The sequence below is a fragment of the Sporosalibacterium faouarense genome, from assembly GCF_016765695.1.
In the GTDB taxonomy this organism is placed as follows: Bacteria; Bacillota; Clostridia; order Tissierellales; family VENL01; genus Sporosalibacterium; species Sporosalibacterium faouarense.
In genome coordinates, this window is sequence record NZ_JAETGO010000010.1 from 1 (window position 1) to 19,827 (window position 19,827).

General features: G+C 33.5%; 19 protein-coding genes. All 19 read right to left on the reverse strand.

Features of this window, described 5'->3' with window-relative positions:
• On the reverse strand, nucleotides 1-971 hold a 971-nt coding region (gene mreB / locus JMO20_RS01160; protein ID WP_202707343.1), incomplete at its 3' end, for a rod shape-determining protein.
• Nucleotides 972-1,184: 213 nt separating this feature from the next.
• Nucleotides 1,185-1,439, reverse strand: coding sequence for a sporulation transcriptional regulator SpoIIID (spoIIID, locus tag JMO20_RS01165; RefSeq protein WP_202707345.1), 255 nt, complete (start codon nucleotides 1,437-1,439; stop codon nucleotides 1,185-1,187).
• Between the two features lie 109 nt (nucleotides 1,440-1,548).
• Nucleotides 1,549-2,436, reverse strand: a complete 888-nt coding sequence (locus JMO20_RS01170; RefSeq protein WP_202707347.1) for a M23 family metallopeptidase — start codon at nucleotides 2,434-2,436, stop codon at nucleotides 1,549-1,551.
• Between the two features lie 152 nt (nucleotides 2,437-2,588).
• On the reverse strand, nucleotides 2,589-3,596 hold the full coding sequence (spoIID, locus tag JMO20_RS01175) for a stage II sporulation protein D (protein WP_202707349.1): 1,008 nt from the start codon (nucleotides 3,594-3,596) through the stop codon (nucleotides 2,589-2,591).
• 251 nt (nucleotides 3,597-3,847) lie between these two features.
• Nucleotides 3,848-4,396, reverse strand: coding sequence for a hypothetical protein (locus JMO20_RS01180; protein ID WP_202707351.1), 549 nt, complete (start codon nucleotides 4,394-4,396; stop codon nucleotides 3,848-3,850).
• 421 nt (nucleotides 4,397-4,817) lie between these two features.
• Nucleotides 4,818-6,074 carry a UDP-N-acetylglucosamine 1-carboxyvinyltransferase gene (gene murA, locus JMO20_RS01185; RefSeq protein WP_202707353.1) on the reverse strand — a complete coding sequence of 419 codons (1,257 nt, stop codon included), beginning with the start codon at nucleotides 6,072-6,074 and terminating at the stop codon, nucleotides 4,818-4,820.
• Nucleotides 6,075-6,112: 38 nt separating this feature from the next.
• The gene (locus tag JMO20_RS01190) at nucleotides 6,113-6,919 is read right to left on the reverse strand and encodes a YwmB family TATA-box binding protein (RefSeq protein WP_202707355.1); all 807 of its coding nucleotides are present in this window, start codon (nucleotides 6,917-6,919) and stop codon (nucleotides 6,113-6,115) included.
• A gap of 325 nt (nucleotides 6,920-7,244) precedes the next feature.
• Nucleotides 7,245-7,652, reverse strand: coding sequence for a F0F1 ATP synthase subunit epsilon (locus JMO20_RS01195; protein ID WP_202707356.1), 408 nt, complete (start codon nucleotides 7,650-7,652; stop codon nucleotides 7,245-7,247).
• A gap of 12 nt (nucleotides 7,653-7,664) precedes the next feature.
• Complete coding sequence (gene atpD, locus JMO20_RS01200; protein ID WP_202707357.1) at nucleotides 7,665-9,065, reverse strand: F0F1 ATP synthase subunit beta; 1,401 nt, start codon at nucleotides 9,063-9,065, stop codon at nucleotides 7,665-7,667.
• Between the two features lie 179 nt (nucleotides 9,066-9,244).
• Nucleotides 9,245-10,105 (reverse strand): ATP synthase F1 subunit gamma, encoded by an 861-nt coding sequence (atpG, locus tag JMO20_RS01205; protein ID WP_202707358.1) that lies wholly within the window; start codon nucleotides 10,103-10,105, stop codon nucleotides 9,245-9,247.
• An 18-nt stretch (nucleotides 10,106-10,123) separates the two neighbouring features.
• Entirely contained in the window at nucleotides 10,124-11,629 is a 1,506-nt protein-coding gene (gene atpA / locus JMO20_RS01210; protein WP_202707360.1) for a F0F1 ATP synthase subunit alpha, read from the reverse strand.
• Nucleotides 11,629-12,183: a F0F1 ATP synthase subunit delta gene (locus JMO20_RS01215; RefSeq protein WP_202707362.1), complete on the reverse strand. Its 555-nt coding sequence runs from the start codon at nucleotides 12,181-12,183 to the stop codon at nucleotides 11,629-11,631. The genes atpA and JMO20_RS01215 overlap by 1 nt, the downstream gene beginning before the upstream one ends.
• Nucleotides 12,171-12,692 carry a F0F1 ATP synthase subunit B gene (locus JMO20_RS01220; protein WP_202707364.1) on the reverse strand — a complete coding sequence of 174 codons (522 nt, stop codon included), beginning with the start codon at nucleotides 12,690-12,692 and terminating at the stop codon, nucleotides 12,171-12,173. Before JMO20_RS01220 ends, JMO20_RS01215 begins: the two co-directional genes overlap by 13 nt.
• A gap of 135 nt (nucleotides 12,693-12,827) precedes the next feature.
• A complete protein-coding gene (gene atpE / locus JMO20_RS01225) occupies nucleotides 12,828-13,091 on the reverse strand; it encodes an ATP synthase F0 subunit C (RefSeq protein ID WP_202707366.1) in 264 nt (87 codons plus the stop codon).
• 118 nt (nucleotides 13,092-13,209) lie between these two features.
• Nucleotides 13,210-13,890: a F0F1 ATP synthase subunit A gene (gene atpB / locus JMO20_RS01230; protein ID WP_243414601.1), complete on the reverse strand. Its 681-nt coding sequence runs from the start codon at nucleotides 13,888-13,890 to the stop codon at nucleotides 13,210-13,212.
• A 45-nt stretch (nucleotides 13,891-13,935) separates the two neighbouring features.
• The gene (locus JMO20_RS01235; RefSeq protein ID WP_202707370.1) at nucleotides 13,936-14,361 is read right to left on the reverse strand and encodes an ATP synthase subunit I; all 426 of its coding nucleotides are present in this window, start codon (nucleotides 14,359-14,361) and stop codon (nucleotides 13,936-13,938) included.
• A gap of 4 nt (nucleotides 14,362-14,365) precedes the next feature.
• Complete coding sequence (locus tag JMO20_RS01240; RefSeq protein ID WP_202707372.1) at nucleotides 14,366-14,593, reverse strand: AtpZ/AtpI family protein; 228 nt, start codon at nucleotides 14,591-14,593, stop codon at nucleotides 14,366-14,368.
• Nucleotides 14,594-15,004: 411 nt separating this feature from the next.
• The gene (locus tag JMO20_RS01245; RefSeq protein WP_202707375.1) at nucleotides 15,005-18,403 is read right to left on the reverse strand and encodes a 5'-nucleotidase C-terminal domain-containing protein; all 3,399 of its coding nucleotides are present in this window, start codon (nucleotides 18,401-18,403) and stop codon (nucleotides 15,005-15,007) included.
• A 214-nt stretch (nucleotides 18,404-18,617) separates the two neighbouring features.
• Nucleotides 18,618-19,727, reverse strand: a complete 1,110-nt coding sequence (wecB, locus tag JMO20_RS01250) for a non-hydrolyzing UDP-N-acetylglucosamine 2-epimerase (RefSeq protein ID WP_341533971.1) — start codon at nucleotides 19,725-19,727, stop codon at nucleotides 18,618-18,620.
• Nucleotides 19,728-19,827 lie beyond the last annotated feature (100 nt).

A 19,827-nucleotide genomic window follows, 5' to 3' on the forward strand; every position in this document is an offset into this window, starting at 1 on the left:
CAATCCAAAGATTTTCCTGTGCCTATTGCTACACAAGAAACTGCATCATCTGGAAGCTTAGTCTTAATTCCAGTTTTTTCAGTAATAAGCTTTCCTAAATTGTGTAGTAACGCTCCGCCACCTGTCATAAATATACCAGTCTCTCCTATGTCAGAAGCAAGCTCAGGTGGTGTTCTTTCAAATACAGCATGTACAGCATCAGCTATGGCAGTAACAGGTTCTTCCAATGCTTCTAGCATTTCTGTTGAAGAAATGTTCAGTTTCCTAGGTAATCCTGTAACTAAATTTCTTCCCTTAACCTCCATAAATACTTCATCTTCTCTTGGGTAAGCTGTACCTACTCTAATCTTTAAGTCTTCAGCAGTTCTTTCTCCTATCATCACATTATGTTTCTTTCTAATATATCTAACTATTGCTTCATCAAACTTGTTCCCAGCTACTTTAATAGATTTGCTTACTACTATTCCACCTAGGGATATAACTGCTATATCTGTCGTTCCCCCACCAATATCAATAATCATATTTCCACTAGGTTTAGTTATGTCTAGTCCCGCTCCAATCGCCGCTGCAATTGGCTCCTCAATAAGATATGTTTTCCTTGCACCAGCTTGATTACTAGCATCAAGTACGGCTCTTTTCTCAACTTCAGTTACTCCGCTGGGAACGCATACAATAATCCTTGGCTTAAATAGCATTTTACCAGCTGACTTGTGTATGAAGTACTTAAGCATTCTTTCAGTAATATCATAATCTGATATAACGCCGTCCTTTAGTGGTCTTATAGCAACAATATTTCCTGGTGTCCTACCTAGCATTCGTCTCGCTTCTTCTCCTACTGCCAAAAGTTTGCCAGAGTTCTTATCGATGGCCACCACTGATGGTTCTTTAAGTACTATCCCTTTACCTTTAATGTACACTAATACATTAGCTGTTCCTAAATCAATTCCCATATCAGCCCTTAATGAAAACATTAACCTACCCCGCTTTCTTAGTTTAATTAATTAAAAATAAATAGAATATATTAACATCTATAAAATTACATTTACTCAAAAATATAGTTATTATAACCATTCGATAAAATAGTGCTTTTTCCTTCCTAATATGGTATTTTTTTTATTAAAAAAACAAAGTAGGACAGGAGACCCATCCTACTTTAATTCCCTCTATATCAAATTTTTCGTTTGCTAGTCATTAATTGCTTTGTATTTCATCTTTGTAGCTCTACCACCTCTAATGTGTCTTTCAGCTTTGTTTCTTTCAAGTACCAATTTAACCTTATTAGCTATAAGAGGGTTTATCTTGGGAAGTCGTTCTGTTACATCCTTATGTACCGTACTTTTACTCACTCCAAAAACGTTTGCAGTTTGTCTAACTGTTGCCTTTTCATTTATTATATGCTTTGCGATTTCTAATGCTCTTTCCTCTATGTAATCTTTCAAATATCCAACCCCCTTTGTCAATGTTTTGCAATTATCCCAAAGTCTTTCTACATATTTATGCACCTTTAAAAAATATTAGAACAAAACTTGTAAAAACCTATTATTTTGTTTATTTTAATACTGGTAAATATTGTTTAGGATCAACGTACTCCCCATTTTTTAAAACCTCAAAGTGTAAATGAGGTCCTTGTGCAACTTCAAAACCCATTGCTTTGCCTACTCCACTTATAGGATCACCTTTACTAATTCTTTGTCCAACTTCTACCATCTCGTCAGTGGACACGCATGCATATCTTGATATTAATCCATCTCCGTGGTCCAATGTGATAATTATTCCTAGCTCTTGATCTTGTTTAATCGATTGTACTACTCCATCTAGAGAGGCTCTAATCACACTTCCTTCTCTAGCTCTAATATCTATCCCATTATGGGTAGTCCATTGCTCTAAGGTCTTAGAAAAAACTAATTTATCTCTTGCAAAGTCCATAGATATTGTTCCCTGTAGTGGCATAGTCATTGAAACTGCTCTACTTTGACTATTAGCTGGAGTAGATTGATTTTTATTTGTGGAATCATTTGTCTTTTGTGCTTCATTCCCTTGTAACTGGGTATTCTCTTTTGTTTGACTAGATTTTGAAGTGTCTTCTATATTAACCACCTCGACACTAGACTCATCTTTTGTTTCCTGATCATTAATTTGATTATCTTTTGTCTTGCTTGATTCATATAAGGTGGTTAATTTCTTAATCATTTCATTTTCTGACATTGGATCTTGTACAATATCTACTGCTTGATTCTCATTTCCTTGAGCTTGTTGAGAATTTTTAACATTGTTTGTAGAAACCCATACGGCTGTTGTTCCAACTAAACAAATGCAAATAAATAAAATAATATAAAAGCCATCTTTAGCAAATATCTTTTCCAGGCCTTTTTTCATATTAATCCAGTATGATTTCTTGTTTTCATTGTTATTTGGGTCTTTTCTAAACTCGTCCATACCCCCACCTCCACGTTTAACTTTTATATTGTTTTATTAGTATTATCACCATATTTTAGAATTTGATACGCATTTTTTATTAATTTCTAAAATTAGTAATAGCTGTTTTTTATAGGATAAAAAAAGGAGGCCCTTGTGAAGGACCTCACTTATTAATAAACTTTGTTAATTTCAACTCCTGTATAATAATGCTTTAGAATGTCATTATATGAACTGCCATTCTCAGCCATACCATTTGCTCCCCATTGGCTCATTCCAACCCCATGACCATTACCAATAGTAGTAATCTTTATTTTTTTCTTATCATCTGTCATTGATATTTTAAAGTTTGTTGAGTTTAAAGCAAATATGCTCCTTATTTCTCTACCTGTTGCTACCACGTTATCTATCATAACTTTGATGATTTTTCCACCTTCACTTCTTTCCATAACAACGATTTTTTTATCTAAGTTATCTACTGTTAAATTAGTACTAGGATACTCTCCTTTTAACTTCTTGATAAATTCTTCTGCATTTAGTTCTAAAACTGTGTTTAGCTTAGGAGATTCAGATTCATAGGGACTATCAACAGCTCTAAGGTATGGTAATGCACTAACAAAAACATCCTCAGAGTTTTCTGTCATACCTCCACTAGTTGAGTGAAATAAAGGCTCTATTACCTTACCATCATATGTTAAAACCTCTCCTTTTGTGCTTTCCACTGCTTCCTCAATTTTAGGCCAATATTCATACATCCAATTTCTTCCTTTTATATCTCTTAGCTCATCCTTGGACAAAAATGCTTGACAATGTATACTGTTACATAATGCTGCTTGTGGATGATCTGGGTGGCCATCACTATACTTCTTTAGCCTATATATGGAGAAAGATCTAGCCGCAACAGCTTGTGCTTTTATAGCCTCTATTTCAAAGCCACCAGGAACTTCAGCTGCTACTACTCCCTTTATATATTCATCAAATTCCATTGTTATAACTTTCTTTGCTTTAGTATCATATATATTTACCATGTAATCCTCATCTACTTCTCCTACTTCATATTTTTGATTAATATCATCCTGTTCATTTCCTGACCAGATAATGTCATATCCTTTAATCAGTGTAATCGGGAATATTATAGTCAAAAACAATATAAATACTATTAATATCAAAAGTTCTCTCATTTTGTCCCCCTTTTAGCCATACTTCTTTAGCTTTATCCTAAATACTGTATGATTAAATCTTATGCTTTAAGGACAAATATTATGAGGAATTTTTCTTTTTACTTTTTTCGTTAATTTCCTGGGAAATATCCATTTTATCGACAAAAAATATAGATATAATCCAATCCTTAATTCTATTAATTAATTCCTATCTATATTTAAACAGAAACTCCTTTCCAGTTTTATAGTTAGCAAACTGGAAAGGAGTTTTTTCATTTTACTTTTTCTAACTTATCTCTATTATCTAAAAAACTTTCATAGTCTTCTTGTGTAAATTCAACTGGTAATTTTATGTCATACCTAGATAAATTATTAATCATCCATGTTTCACAACCTTTTATTTTTTTCTCTTTTGACTTTTCTCTGTCATTATAGTATTTTGAGTCAAATTCAAGGTTGATACCTTCTTCATTAGGAAAATCAAAAGATATAGTTACATTTGGATATGTCATTGTGTTTTTATCTATTTTTGAATACTCTTTTAAAAACTCTTTCTTGAAATCTTCATTAACAAGTAAAGTTCTAATGCTATGAAAGGTTTTAAAAACATCTTGTACCATAGGTTCTTTATTAAGCTTAACTAATATATTCAATTGAGAGATAGCATAGTTAAACTTTATACCTTCAATATATTTATTATTCTTCATTAGATTTTCTTTAAAATTGTTAACTTCCTTTATTTTTAGATCATGCCAAGTAACTACAGTACATGATGTTAAAATTAGTGATAGTACTATGATAACAATTTGGGTTTTTTTCATAATATCTCCTTTATAAATTTTATTCGAAGTATATTAGACCTCCGCCCCACAGCTTAGTTGAGTCAAACCATGTATCATAACTAATAAATTCTTTGTCTCCCCAATTTGAAACTGTGATATATCTGCTTTTAAATTATAAAAGTTTTCTATAGTTATTTTTAAATTTGAGTTTCTATTAATTTATATTTTACTTTTATTCACTTTTTAATAATAAAAACACACCGTCTTCTTTTCTAAAATCTATTGTAAATATCATTACTTATATTGTAGGCTATTATCATTGTTTTGTAAATTTTTTTTCTTTTTGTATGAGCTATATATGCTAAAATTTTCCATTATACCTTTCTCCTAAAAATTACACTCACTAGTAAAACCAGTGATATTCTTTTTAACACAAAAAAAGAAGGATTAAATCCTTCTTCTAATCTTCAACTCTATATATTTTTGCACCTATATTCGTAAGCTTTTCTTCAATGTCAGTATACCCTCTATCAATATGATATATATTGCTAATCTCCGTTTCTCCATCTGATATAAGTCCTGCGAGAATTAGTGCTGCTCCAGCCCTTAAATCTGTAGCTTTTACTGGCGCACCCATTAAACTATTAGTACCTTCAATAATTGCACTTCTTCCATCTATCTTGATATTTGCACCCATTCTCTTTAGTTCATCTATGTGCATAAATCTATTCTCGAAAACGGTTTCTATAATAACACTGGTTCCCTCTGCGATACTCATTAAAGCCATAAATTGCGACTGCATATCTGTGGGAAATCCAGGATAAGGTAGAGTTTTTACATCTATTGCTTTGATTGGTCCATCTGTGTAAACCCTTACCTTGTCACCATTTTCAACTATGTTGACTCCTGCTTCTCTTAGTTTAGCAATAATAGGTTTAATATGACTTGTAATAACATTTTCAACCGTTACGTCTCCTTTAGTTATAGCAGCAGCAACCATATAAGTACCGGCTTCTATTCTATCTGGTATAATCTGATGATTAGAGCCCTTTAGTTCTTTTACGCCTTCTACTTTTATAGTGCTAGTACCTGCACCTTTAATACTTGCTCCCATCTTATTTAAGAAGTTTGCCAAATCTACAATTTCTGGTTCCATAGCAGCATTTTCTAAAATGGTCTCTCCCTTTGCAAGTGTAGCAGCCATCATTATGTTTTCAGTAGCTCCAACACTTGGAAAGTCTAGATATATTTTGTTGCCCACTAATTCATCCACTACTGCATCTATATATCCATGGCCTACGTTTATTTCTGCTCCTAAAGCTCTAAATCCTTTTAAATGTAAGTCTATTGGTCTCGTTCCTATTGCACATCCGCCCGGTAAAGATATTCTAGCTTTCCCTAGTCTTGCCAAAAGAGGCCCCATTACTAAAAAAGAGGCTCTCATTTTTCTAATTAAGTCATAAGGCGCTTCAAAATTGTTTATATTAGATGAATTAATCTGAATTTGCCCTTTACTAATTCTTTTTACATCAGATCCTAGAGAAGTTAATACCTCACATATAACATCTACATCCCTTAAGTCTGGTACATCCTCTAACAAACAATTCTCCGTAGCTAATAGAGAAGCAGCCATAATTGGCAGGGCAGAGTTCTTAGCTCCATTGACCCTAATGCTTCCCTTTAGAGGAGAACTTTTCTCCACAATAATTTTCGCCAAAATTCTTCCTCCCTTTAACTTTTGTTTGGGATTCTTTTCTAATATCCCGTTGTAATTATTGGTGTTCCCATCCAAATATACGTTTTATCCTCATATTCATTATATCTCATAGAAACGTTTAAATTCATCTTATTATTTCCAGTAAATATATATCTATCAATATTTGGAGTATATATGGAAACACTGGTGGTTGAAGAATCAAAAAGTCCTTCTACTTTGTTTCCCTGTATTTTCCCCATAGCTTGTGAAATTTTTGCTATTTCTTCCTCACTCTTTAATTGTCCCTTAAATGTTCCAATAATGCAAGTGGAAATTTCTGTTTCTGAATTAAATTTACTTAAAATGTTATCAACTTTATTTCTAATATATTTGATATTATCTACCTTATTGTTTTGAGTCACATCAATAAATAGAGTTGTCTGTTGAAAGTCATCAGTAGAATCTTTCTCTGATGCAAGTATTATTGTAATCATTCGCCCTTCTTCATCTTTTCCCCATATAGATATTTGATTCATATCTAGTAACTCAGTTACATCTATATCATAAATTCTTTCATAATCCTTTGATCTTTCATCTGTATTACTATCATTATCTATTGGCTCAACTAATTCAAAATCTTGAATTAATTTTATACCTAATGTCTTTAGTTCTTCTATCTCCATAAACTTATCTGATATTTTAGAGTTAAAATTCATATTTAGCTGTAATGGATTGGCACCTGTAGCATCAAATGCTTTTAATAAAGCTTCTTCATTCTTAGGTACATCTGTATGAGCCCATGCATAATTTACAATTGCTAGTAATATTATAAGTGCAACTAAAAAAATTTTTCTTAATCCTTTCATTTTGGTACCTCCTTCATTATTTTTATAATTATCTTAAAGTATTGTTTTTTTCGATAAAAACGAGGAAAGGTAGGGGAGTAAAAATGTAAAGGGGGACAAAACATTTTTACAGCTTGTGCCTTTCCTCATTATGAAGTATTGACCAAAATAGGCTTGTTCTATACCAAGTTTTTTATAAAAATTATAAATTTTTTCTTTAAGTTTAATGCCTTTAAAGGATAAGATTTACATATATTAACTTATGGATTTCTGTTGTTTTAAACGCATAAAAGAACCACCTCATTTTTCATGAAGTGGTTCTTTTGTATATTCATAATAAAGTTTTCTAAAAATGTTTATCTGCTACATTTATCCTATTTAATGCTTTTCTTAAAGCTACTTCAGCTCTCATTAAATCTACTTCACTCTTGCTGGCATGATCTAATCTTTCTTCTGCTCTTCTTTTAGCTTCTTTAGCTCTAGCCAAGTCAATTTCTTCAGGCCATTCTGCAGAATCAGAGATAATAGTTGTCTTCTCTTTACCTACTTCAATGTATCCACCAGCTATAGCAGCTTGTTTGAATTCTCCATTTTGCTTTATTTTAATTCTTCCTATATCTAAAGGAGTAACTAGAGGAGTATGATTTGCTAAAATACCTAAGTCACCCTCTTGTCCTCTAACTACAATCATCTCAACTTCTTCTTCAAAAAATTTTCTATCTGGGGTCACAATTTCTAATTTGAAATTTGCCATCCAATATACCCCCTAATCTCTTATCTTCTTAGCTTTTTCCACAGCCTCTTCTATAGTTCCAACCATATAGAATGCTGATTCTGGAAGGTCATCATGCTTTCCTTCAAGTATTTCTTTAAACCCTCTTACTGTTTCTTTAATTGGCACATAAGTACCAGGCTGACCAGTAAATTGCTCAGCAACATTCATAGGCTGTGATAAGAAACGTTCGATTCTTCTTGCACGAGCAACAGTAATTTTATCCTCTTCTGAAAGCTCATCCATACCAAGAATTGCTATGATATCTTGTAACTCTTTATATCTTTGTAATACCTCCTGAACTCCACGAGATACTCTATAATGTTCTTCTCCAACTACCATTGGATCTAGAATTCTAGATGTAGAATCTAGTGGGTCAACAGCTGGATAAATACCTTTCTGTGATATAGGACGAGAAAGAACTGTAGTTGCATCCAAGTGAGCAAATGTAGTTGCTGGTGCAGGGTCAGTTAAGTCATCGGCAGGCACATATACTGCCTGTACTGACGTTACCGAACCTTTCTTAGTAGATGTAATTCTCTCTTGAAGCTGTCCCATCTCAGTTGCTAGAGTTGGCTGATAACCAACGGCACTAGGCATACGTCCAAGTAAAGCCGAAACCTCAGAACCTGCTTGAGTAAATCTGAATATATTATCTATAAATAGAAGCACGTCTTGGCCTTCTACATCTCTAAAATGCTCTGCCATAGTAAGTCCAGTAAGGGCAACACGCATTCTTGCCCCAGGTGGCTCATTCATCTGGCCGAATACTAAGGCTGTTTTGTCAATAACTCCAGAGTCTGTCATCTCATAGTAAAGGTCATTTCCTTCCCTTGTTCTCTCTCCAACTCCAGCGAATACTGATAACCCACCATGCTCAGTTGCTATATTACTGATTAACTCCTGAATAAGTACTGTTTTACCAACACCGGCACCACCGAAAAGACCTATCTTACCACCCTTAGCATAAGGTGCTATAAGGTCGATAACCTTGATACCAGTCTCGAAAATTGCTGTAGCTGTCTCTTGTTCTTCAAATGTTGGTGCTGATCTATGAATAGGAGATGTTTTTTCAGGTTTTATTGCTTCTCCTTCATCTATTGTTTCTCCAAGTACGTTAAATAACCTACCTAGAGTTGTCTTACCTACTGGTATTGTTATAGGGGCTCCAGTATTTACAGCATCCATTCCCCTTACAAGGCCATCAGTAGAACCCATGGCGATACATCTTACTGTATCATCACCAATATGCTGAGCTACCTCTGCCACAACTTTTTCGTCTTTGTTCTGTATTTCAATAGCGCTCAAAAGCTCTGGAAGGTTATCATCGCTAAATCTAACGTCTAACACAGGTCCGATTATCTGAACTATTTTACCTATGTTATTTTCAGCCATTTTCTTCAACTCCTTTCTGTAATTGCAAATCTTTTTTCTATAAAGTTTATAAATAACTCTTTTATCTCTAAAAGTCATTTGTCTTAGTTACAATTGTAAAAGTTAAGATTTTCGAGAATTTTCAATCTTAATTTTATCTAAAAACTGATAGATTTTTTAGTTTATAATTTTTCACCAATTTATTTAAGTGCCTCTGCTCCACCAACAATTTCTGCAATTTCCTGAGTTATGGTAGCTTGACGAGCTCTGTTATAACTTAACTGCAGATCATCTATCATTTCCTCAGCGTTATCTGTTGCACTCTTCATGGCATTTCTTCTAGCACCTTGCTCACTTGCTGATGCCTCTATCAGAGCACCATAAATGGCACTTTGAACATACTTAGGAATTAAATAACTAAGTACTTCCTCTGGAGAAGGCTCATATTCTATCAAAGCAGTTCTTTTTTGTTCTACATCATCTTTGATACTTTCAGCAGGCAAAAGCTTAAGAGTTGTTGCTTCGAAAGAAATTGCACTCTTGAAATGAGTATAAACTAAAAATACTTCATCAACTTGCTTCTCTTTATATAACTCTACAACGAGGTTACCTATACTTGCTGCATCATAATATTGAGGATTTTCTGAAATATGCAAAAATTCTCCTGCAACCTCATAGCCCCTTCTAGTAAAATGATCCTTACCTTTTTGACCAATTGCTACTATAACCGATTCTTCTTTTTTATCCTTAGCATATTCTTCAGCTAACTTAATAACGTTACCGTTATATCCTCCAGCTAGTCCTCTGTCTGCAGTAACAACTATATATGCGGATTTTTTTACTTCTCTATTCTCTAGAAAAGGATGTTTAATCCCAGCTGAAGAAGCTAAAATTTCTTGAATACTTCTTACTATAGTATTGAAGTATGGTCTTGTTTTCTCTAGCTTACCTCTAGCCTTTCTAAGTTTAGCAGATGAAACAAGCTCCATAGCTTTCGTAATTTGCTTAGTACTAGTTACACTACGAATTCTTCTTTTAATATCTCTCATTGCTTGAGGCATCTTTTAGCACCTCCCGATTTATGCAAAGCTCTTCTTGAATTCTTTAATGGCTTCTATTAATTTCTTTTCCATTTCATCACTAAGAACCTTGTCAGTCTTAATACTTTCTCCTACCTCAGGATAGTTCGATTGCATAAAGTTTAAAAATTCTTCTTCAAATTGTTGAATCTTATTAACTGGTATATCTGAAAGATATTTATTTGTTACAGCATAAATAATCATAACCTGCTCTTCTACTGGAACTGGTCTATATTGTGGCTGCTTAAGTATTTCCATTATTCTTTCACCTTGAGACAAGCTGTCTTGGGTTTCTTGGTCTAGTTCTGAACCAAACTGAGCGAATGCAGCAAGCTCTCTATATTGAGCAAGCTCAAGTTTAATTTTACCTGCAACCTTCTTCATCGCCTTGATTTGGGCTGAACCACCAACACGGGATACTGATGCACCAGCATTTACGGCAGGTCTCTGCCCTGAGAAGAACAACTCAGTTTCCAAGAATATCTGACCATCTGTAATCGATATTACGTTAGTTGGAATGTATGCTGATATATCCCCTGCTTTAGTTTCGATAATAGGTAGGGCTGTTATTGAACCTCCACCATATTTCTCATCTAATCTAGCAGCTCTCTCTAATAATCTAGAGTGTAAATAGAATACATCTCCTGGGAATGCTTCACGTCCTGGTGGACGACGAAGTAATAATGACATTGCACGATAAGCTACGGCGTGCTTAGATAAATCATCATAAATGATTAGTACGTCCTTACCATTTTCCATAAATTCTTCTCCCATTGAAACTCCTGCATAAGGCGCAAGATATTGCAATGGAGCAAGTTCACTGGCTGTTGCAGAAACTACTATGGAGTAGTCCATAGCTCCCTTTGCTTCAAGAGTATTAACTATTTGGGCAACAGTAGATCTTTTCTGTCCTATAGCTACATAGATACATATTACATCTTGACCTTTTTGGTTTAATATAGTATCTACAGCTATAGCTGTCTTACCAGTTTGTCTATCACCAATTATAAGCTCCCTTTGTCCTCTACCAATAGGTATCATTGAGTCTATTGCTTTAATACCTGTTTGTAAAGGTTCATTAACTGATTTCCTAGTTATAACACCAGGAGCCACTCTTTCAACTGGTCTATATTTATCTGTGCTAATAGGCCCTTTACCATCGATAGCTTGACCTAATGAGTTTACAACTCTACCTATCATGGCATCTCCAACAGGAACCTCAACTATTCTCTCTGTTCTCTTAACTGTATCTCCTTCTTTTATGTTCTCATCAGATCCAAGAAGAACGCATCCAACATTATCTTCCTCTAAGTTTAACGCCATTCCATAAACTCCACCTGGGAATTCTAATAGCTCTCCTGCCATACAGTTTTCTAATCCGTGAATTCTTGCGATACCATCTCCAACCTGGATAACAGTACCAACGTCTACTACGTCTAGTTTTTTCTCGTACCTTTTAATCTGTTCTTTTATAATTGAACTGATTTCTTCAGGCCTTAGATTCATTAGTTCTTCACCCCTATCCTTATATCTTTAAGACTCTTCTCTATCATATCAAGTTTACCTCTAATACTAGAGTCAATTACCTTGTCTTCAACTCTTACCAGTACTCCACCTATCACTGATTCATCTATAGTATTTGTAAGGATAACCTTCTTACTAAATTTCTTAGATAGGTTTTCTTGTAACTTAGATTTCTCTGCTTCATCCATCTCAACTGCTGTAATAGCGGTAGCTTCTATTATTCCCTGCTTCTCATTAGAAAGAGCAGTATATTCTTTGCTTATGCTATTTATGTATCTTTCTCTACCTTTGTCAACAATTATATACATAAGATTTAAAACCTCTTGAGAAATCTTCTCTTTAAAGATTGAGTTTACTATATCCTTTTTTTCATTTTTTGAAAGTTTCGGATGCTCAAAAATAGTCTTAAGCTTAGGCTCGCTATCAAAAACTGCGGAAACCCCATTAATTTCCTCTTTAAAACTCTCTAGTTTATCAAGTTCAATAGCTACCTCAAATAAAGCTTGAGCATACCTTCTACCTACTAATTCTGCCATTTGCCTTCCCCTACCTCACTAATAAATTCATTTATTAATTTTTTATGGGAATTAACATCTAGGTTTTCATCTACTACTTTAGAAGCAGCCATCATAGCTATGGTCACAACCTCAGCCTTTAAATCATCTACAGCTTTTTCTCTTTCTGATTCTATTTCTCTTCTAGCCTTTTCAACAATGCCTTTTGCCTCATCGTTAGCTTCTTCAACTATTTTAACTCTAAGCTCTTCTCCTCTTTTCTTAGCAGCTTCAATTATTTCTTGACCTTCTTTTTTAGCCTCTTGTATCTTAAGCTCATATTCTTCTTTTAAAGCCATTGCATCTTCCCTGCTATCCTTAGCTTCAGATATATCCTTAGCAATTGCTTCTCCTCGCTTTTCAAGGAATTGAGTCACTGGTTTAAATAAAAAACGGCTCGCTATAAAAAGTAAGACTCCAAAAGAAAGCCACGTTAGTATAACCTCCTGGGTAACGGGCAGAGCCTTTACAGTAATTTCAGGTAAATTCATCAACTGTGCCTCCTTTCATTTGTCATGTAAGACCTAATACATACCAAATTTATTTAAAATGATTTCTCATTTATTTACTTTAAATTACAGAAACAAGAGATGGGCAGGTGAACCCACCTCTTTATGTATAGTATCTTATCCAATTAGAGGCTTAACGAATAATAAGATCATAGCAATAACTAGACCATAGATACCAGTTGTCTCTGCAACTGCTTGACCAAGGATCATTGTTCTAATAATGTCACCTTGAGCTTCTGGTTGTCTACCTACTCCTTCAGCCGCTTTACCTGCAGCATATCCCTGTCCGATTCCAGGACCGATACCTGCTATTGCTGCTAAACCTGCACCTATTGCTGAACATCCAAGTATAAACGCTTCACTAGTGATTCCTTCTAACATTATAATTTCCTCCTTCAAATTAGGTTTAATTTATTTTATATATTAGTTCGAACTTTGAAGCACTGAATTGTGTTCCTTAGTTCGTCATTGTTACCAAAATCATAGTATTACCACGATTTTAATCTGTTGCCATTGAAATAAATACCATAGTTAACATCATAAATATAAATGTCTGGATTAAACCTGCAAATATATCAAAATAACTATGGAAAACTGGTGCTATTACTGGAACTATTATTGGCGTTATAGCCCCTAAAGCTCCATATATTAGTGTCATTATTATAACTCCACTAATTATGTTTCCAAATAAACGGAAGGATAATGAAACAGGGTTAGCTATCTCTCCTATCACATTTAGTGGAAACAAGAACCAAACTGGTTCAAGGAAACCTTTTATGTATCCCCCTAAGCCTTTACTTTTAACACCATGATACTGAGTTAAAATAAAGGTTAAAATTGCCAAGGAAAAAGGCACACTGTAATCTGCTGTAGGAGGCTTGAATCCCAATAATCCAAATAAATTAGATACTGCTAGATACATAGCTAAAGTACCAATATAAGGGGCAAAGCTTTTAAACTTATATCCCATCGTTGTGTTTACGAGATTATTTAAGGAGCCAACTAAAATTTCAATAATATTCAAAATCCCTGTTGGCTTCTTATGTGGGTCAGCCTTTTTAAGCTTTGAATTCACATAGAATACAAAAATGCTTAGTAGAATAACTACAATAAACGAATTAATGATGGTTCTCGAAATAAAAACTTCATTAGTTGCTTTATTAATTATTTCAAATCCCAAAATGCTACCTCCCTTCATCGAAAATTTTATTTATTAAATTTTTTATTACTTACTTTTAGAATTGGAACTGGTTGGATCTATAGATTTATTTTTATTTCTTTTAAATATAGTATCATAAAAAGTATCTGATATAATTATTATTTTCACCATAAAAATTCCTAATATGGCTGTAAGTAAACTAATATAGTCCGCCATAGCAGCTACTGCTAGTACAACACCATATATTATGTAACGTGAAAAATAATTTGCCATCACATATGGCATAATCTTATGTTGGGGCATATTAACTGACTTACTTAAAGTGATGGACATAAGCCTAAAATTTAATAAATTTATAGTTGCTCCAAAGATTATTCCATATACATACTTTTTAGGATTAGGCAAAGTGAGGAAAAGTATTCCTATAACTAGTAAGGCAAGAATAATTACTCTCTTAAATATCTTCTTTTGGGTATTCTCTATCAAACTCAATCGATCACTTCCTCTTATTAATATCCTTAGTAGTCATTTTGAAAAGATTTAAAAACGAAGCCATTATTCCAATTATCGATAAAATAATTAGAAAGATTACCCCTGTCCCAAATTTCTTGTCTAAAAAGTTACCAAGAAATATCCCTCCAAGAATGGGTACAATCATAGAAATGCCAATTTGCGACACTAGGGCAAGATTTTTTAGAATATTCGATTTATTACTATCTTTCATTTTATCCACTCCTGGCAAAATATGCAACTGGATTAATTAGGAAATGTATACAAAATATTAATAAAACTTAACAAATATGACCCCATCATCTGCTAAATCTTTCCTTTTTCATTCTTTCCCAATCAAGGTAAGTATATAATAATTTTCATAACAATTACAAGTATTTTTGACAATAAAAGCAGTTTTTTTTATTTATCATAACCTTCTGTCGTTAAGTAATTAACAATATTAGAGGTGATAAATCAATTTAGTACTATATACCTATTTTTTTATAGTTCCATTTTTCAAAATTATCAAATTACATACTTAAATATATCATATCATATTATTATGAATTAATTACAAGTGCAAAAAAAAGAAGCAGTTATTATAACCACTTCTTTTCTATATGACTAATTTAAGTATACTAACTTATGCAGCAAAAGGTAAATCTAATATTCTAAGACTAGAGTCCTCTATTGGCATAATTCTTCCATCAGTCTTAGCCTTTTCAAATCCTTTTTCTTGAATAAAGTCAATTAAGACCTCATCTAGAGCACTATATTCTCCAATAATTGGTTTATCAGCGAACATAGTATATCCATCTCCACCAGCTGCTGTGAAATCATTTGTAACTAGCTTATAGGTCTTACTTTCATCTAATGCTTCTCCACCTATTTTTATTTCAACTACTCTATTTCCAGCTTCTTTACTAGAATCAAAGGTTACTGTCATTCCAGCAATATGAGGGAATCCTCCGCTAGCTTCTGGATAACCAGTAATACCATTTTCAATAGCTGCTTCTATGTCAGCACCAGTAACTTCAATCATCTGAACAAAGTTCCCAAAAGGTAATACTGTCAAGACATCTCCTTTAGTTACCTCACCAGCATCTATAGTAGCTCTAATTCCACCACCATTAGTAAGTGCTACATCAGCACCACTTATATCTAGCATAGCCTCAGTAATAAGGTTACCTAAGTTTGTTTCTCCCGTTCTTACATCTGCTCTTTCGCCATTAAGTACCATAGGGCTGGTTGCTACAACTTCTGCTTCAATAGCTTCATTTTTAGCTTGAACCTCTTCAATTATAGCCTTAATCTCTGGATTTTCTTCAGTGTAGTTAGCATCTTCCTTAGTAAATAGTGATGCTCTTTTCTCTACTACGTCTCCATCTTTAATAGCCAGTTGAATAATGCCTAAGTTCATAGTATGTTCCCCTGTTTGAACTATTAGCGCATCATTAACTAATTTCCCTTCTTCCAGTGTTGTGTGACTGTGTCCATCAATTATTAAATCAATTCCGTCAACTCCTTGAGCCACCTTTTCACTAGTTAAATCTCCCTCTAATCCTAAGTGTGAAAGAGCTATGATAACATCTACTTTTCCTTTAAGTTCTTCAACATTTTCCTTGGCTGTTTCTACTATATCTTTAAATATTAATCCTTCAGTATTCTTTGGATGAGATTTATAGGTTGTTTCTGGTGTTGCAAGTCCAAATACTCCTACTTTAATTCCATCCATTTCAAAGATATGATTATTATTTAAGAAATCTGTTCCATCTTCTTTAACTACATTAGCTCCCAATATTGGAAAATCTGCCATTTCTTCAAGCTCTTTTAACCTATCCTTACCATAGTCAAATTCATGATTACCAGCTACCATTGCATCATAGCCAATTTCATTCATAATTTTGATTGCATTTTCACCTTCGGAAAGGGTTACTAGGTTATTTCCTTGAGTAGCATCTCCTGCATCTAATAACAAGAAATTATTACTAGATTCCCTTAGTTCTTTTATTTTAGTCGTCATTTTTGAAGCACCCATACCATCGTAATCTCCTTCAATGAAGAATCCATGCATATCATTTGTGTGAGCGATAGTTAGGGTTTTATATCCTCCTAAGGTTTCATTTTCCATAAGTTCATACACGTTTAATGCCTTAACATTAGGAGTTCTGCCATCTTCTGAGGTTGGTATATCAATCTTTCCGTCCTTCACCATTTGAATTATTTCATCTCTTAATGGATGATTTAAATCTATCCCTGTTAATTCCCAGTTATTATCAACTTCTGGAGAAATACTGCCCTTCTCTTCTATATAATCTCTAATATAGCTTCTTAGGGTAATTGGATCTGAATTAAAGTAAGCTTCACCACTTATAATCCCCATACTAGTAAGACCACTATATCTATAATCATTTATCGCTAGCTTAATTATTTGATCATCTGTAACAGGTTCTCCATCCATTGTTAAGTCAACTATTCTTTCTCCCGCTGGTTTAGAAATATCTATCTTGTAATCTATCCCTGCGAACATATCATAGTTATACCCTCTAATATCAGGATTAAAGCTCACTGTAATATCTCCAGGCTTATAGGTATTGAAATATGCTGCCGACCATTCCATATAATCCTTAAGCTCTTTACCAGTTACTTCTACCGCTACTAATTTATTGGCATATTTATAAATATCAAATACATTTGCAAAGTTTAAATCTCCTTTTGGAAGATTAGACGTATTTTTAAATAGTGCAGCTGCAGCAACATCTGCTCCTGTAGCCTCAAGCTGTACTTTATTAATTATATCTATAACAGCTGTATCTCTAATCTGTGCTTCCGGAATTCCAGGAACTTCTGATTGTGGATGGAAATCAGCTGTAGCCACTCCTATTGTATTCTCTAAGAATTTTAGTGTAGCTTCATGATATGGTTTTGCGTGCTCTTCAGCTTCAGAAGATGCTTCATAATCAGCTATAGTTAATATATTTGCTTCTTTACTAGCAACCTTCCATTCGTCTCCGTCTTTTTCAAGTTGAATGTCAAACTTAACAACTTCATTAGCCTGACCATTAGCTGCACTTGGTGCACCCACAAGAACGCCATTTATAACTTCATTCACAGTTATATGGTCATGTCCAACTAGCATAATATCGATTTGTGGAGCATATTCTGCAACTAATTTGGCGGCGTCGGAGCCATCTTCTTCATGTCTAGTATCCAATCCAGCATGTACAGACGCCACTATAATGTCTGCTCCCTTTTCTTTTAGCTCTTCAGCATATTTTTTTGCTTCTTGTCCCATATGCTTAAATGTCAAACTCTCAACCTTAGGTCCATCCCATCTTGGAATGCTAGGTACTGTAAGTCCTAATATACCTACTTTAACACCATCTACCTCTTTTATAATATATGGCTTGACAAAGTGAGAGTCATCAGCCTTATTGTAGGTATTAGCAGATAATATTGGGAAGTTAGCTTCTTCAACTGCTTTATTAATAAGATCAAGACCAAAATTAAACTCATGATTACCAAGAACCATTGCATCATAGCCAATAAAATTCATCATGTCAATCATTGGATTTGGTTTTGTAAGGTCAGAATTATATAGGTCATCTGTTAATATACTGCCTTGTAAAGTATCACCATTATCAATTAACAAGGTATTGGGATTTTCTGATTTTACAGAATTTACTATAGAGGCAATTCTAACTAAGCCAATATCCCCATAATCAGTATTACTCTCGTATGCCCAGCTATTTACTGCTCCGTGAATATCACTTGTTCCTAATACTGTAATAGTAATATCATCTTTACTATCTTCACTAGGTATTTCCAGCTTTTGTCCTGGGAAAATTAAGTCAGGTTTTTTAATATTATTATATTCTGCAAGTGTTTCCCATGTTGTACCATGTTCTTCAGCAATTTTCCATAGCACGTCCCCTTTTTGAACAGTGTACTCATTGCCGTCTGCAGAAATTACTCCTGCAAATACTGATGTAAATACTAACACAAGAGCTAATATTACACCAAAACTCCTCATTTTTTTCATAACACTTCCTCCTTCAATAATATTTATATCCCCCATCATATATATTCTAGTTATGTAAAAAATATCCTTCTTTTTTAAAATTTGTTATCCGTTTGATCGTTATAGTTTTAACAATGAGGTTTAAAATATTCGAAATTTAATAAATTGAAAATGTTATAATATTAAATAATTATAGGGTCATACCTCTGAAGAGGTATGACCCTATATATCCTATCTATGATAATTTTTCTATTATTATTTTTACTATTTTCTCCGCTGCCTTTCCATCGCCGTAAGGATTTACTGCATTAGCCATTTTATTATATTCTTCTTGATTATTTAATAGTAAATCTATCTCGTTAAATATGCCTTCTTTCTCTACTCCTAGAAGTTTTGCTGTTCCGGCTTCTATTCCTTCAGGTCTTTCAGTTTCCCTTCTTGCTACTAAAATAGGTTTCCCTAATGAAGGAGCTTCCTCTTGAACTCCTCCAGAGTCAGTAACAATCAAGTAGCTTTTTGCCTGTAAATTAACAAAAGCTTTATTATCTAGAGGTTCAATTAAATGCACTCTATCAACATCTCCCAAGATTCTATTGGCAATCTCCCTTACCTTAGGATTCAAATGAACTGGATATATTACCTCAACATCTTTATTCTTTAAAACAACTTCTTTAATTGCACTAAAGATATTTTCCATTGGTTTACCTATATTTTCTTTTCTATGGGCCGTCATAGAGATAATTTTTTTATTTTCATAATCCATGTTATCTAGCAGTTCATTATTAAATTTAAAATCATCTTCAATCATTTCAAATAAAGCATCAATACCAGTATTACCAGTAATGAATATTTTTTCATCATTATATCCTTCATTAAGAAGATTTAATCTATTCTTTTCAGTTGGTGCAAAATGAAAATCAGCAATTACACCAGTGAGTTTTCTATTTGCTTCCTCAGGATATGGAGAATAAATATTACCGCTTCTCAACCCAGCCTCTACATGTCCAACTCTAACATTGTTATAGAAACCTGCTAAAGCTGCAGCAAATGTTGTAGATGTATCACCATGAGCAAGTAAAATATCTGGTTTAAACTCTTTTATGACCTTCTCTAAACCTTCTAATGCTCTAGTTGTTATCTGCGTTAGAGTTTGACCATGTTGAAAGATATTAAGATCATAATCTGGAGTTATACTAAAAACATCTAAAACCTGATCCAGCATATCCCTGTGTTGAGCTGTAACACATATCTTATCTTCAATCATTTCATTTTCCCTTAATTTTTTTACTACAGGAGCCATTTTAACAGCTTCTGGCCTAGTTCCAAATATAGATAATACCTTTATTCTCCCCATTTAAATCAATCCCTTCATTTATTTATGTTTTACAGAAATATATCAATTCTATAACTAAAAAATTCCTCATCTCTTTATCATTATGTAATAT

What these genes read in the sequence shown, in the direction of transcription:
- JMO20_RS01170 (WP_202707347.1), bottom strand. Translation starts at nt 2,436, where the DNA reads ATGGACGAGTTTAGAAAAGACCCAAATAACAATGAAAACAAGAAATCA.
- spoIID (WP_202707349.1), bottom strand. Translation starts at nt 3,596, where the DNA reads ATGAGAGAACTTTTGATATTAATAGTATTTATATTGTTTTTGACTATA.
- JMO20_RS01180 (WP_202707351.1), bottom strand. Translation starts at nt 4,396, where the DNA reads ATGAAAAAAACCCAAATTGTTATCATAGTACTATCACTAATTTTAACA.
- JMO20_RS01190 (WP_202707355.1), bottom strand. Translation starts at nt 6,919, where the DNA reads ATGAAAGGATTAAGAAAAATTTTTTTAGTTGCACTTATAATATTACTA.
- JMO20_RS01195 (WP_202707356.1), bottom strand. Translation starts at nt 7,652, where the DNA reads ATGGCAAATTTCAAATTAGAAATTGTGACCCCAGATAGAAAATTTTTT.
- atpD (WP_202707357.1), bottom strand. Translation starts at nt 9,065, where the DNA reads ATGGCTGAAAATAACATAGGTAAAATAGTTCAGATAATCGGACCTGTG.
- atpG (WP_202707358.1), bottom strand. Translation starts at nt 10,105, where the DNA reads ATGCCTCAAGCAATGAGAGATATTAAAAGAAGAATTCGTAGTGTAACT.
- atpA (WP_202707360.1), bottom strand. Translation starts at nt 11,629, where the DNA reads ATGAATCTAAGGCCTGAAGAAATCAGTTCAATTATAAAAGAACAGATT.
- JMO20_RS01215 (WP_202707362.1), bottom strand. Translation starts at nt 12,183, where the DNA reads ATGGCAGAATTAGTAGGTAGAAGGTATGCTCAAGCTTTATTTGAGGTA.
- JMO20_RS01220 (WP_202707364.1), bottom strand. Translation starts at nt 12,692, where the DNA reads ATGAATTTACCTGAAATTACTGTAAAGGCTCTGCCCGTTACCCAGGAG.
- atpE (WP_202707366.1), bottom strand. Translation starts at nt 13,091, where the DNA reads ATGTTAGAAGGAATCACTAGTGAAGCGTTTATACTTGGATGTTCAGCA.
- JMO20_RS01240 (WP_202707372.1), bottom strand. Translation starts at nt 14,593, where the DNA reads ATGAAAGATAGTAATAAATCGAATATTCTAAAAAATCTTGCCCTAGTG.
- JMO20_RS01245 (WP_202707375.1), bottom strand. Translation starts at nt 18,403, where the DNA reads ATGAAAAAAATGAGGAGTTTTGGTGTAATATTAGCTCTTGTGTTAGTA.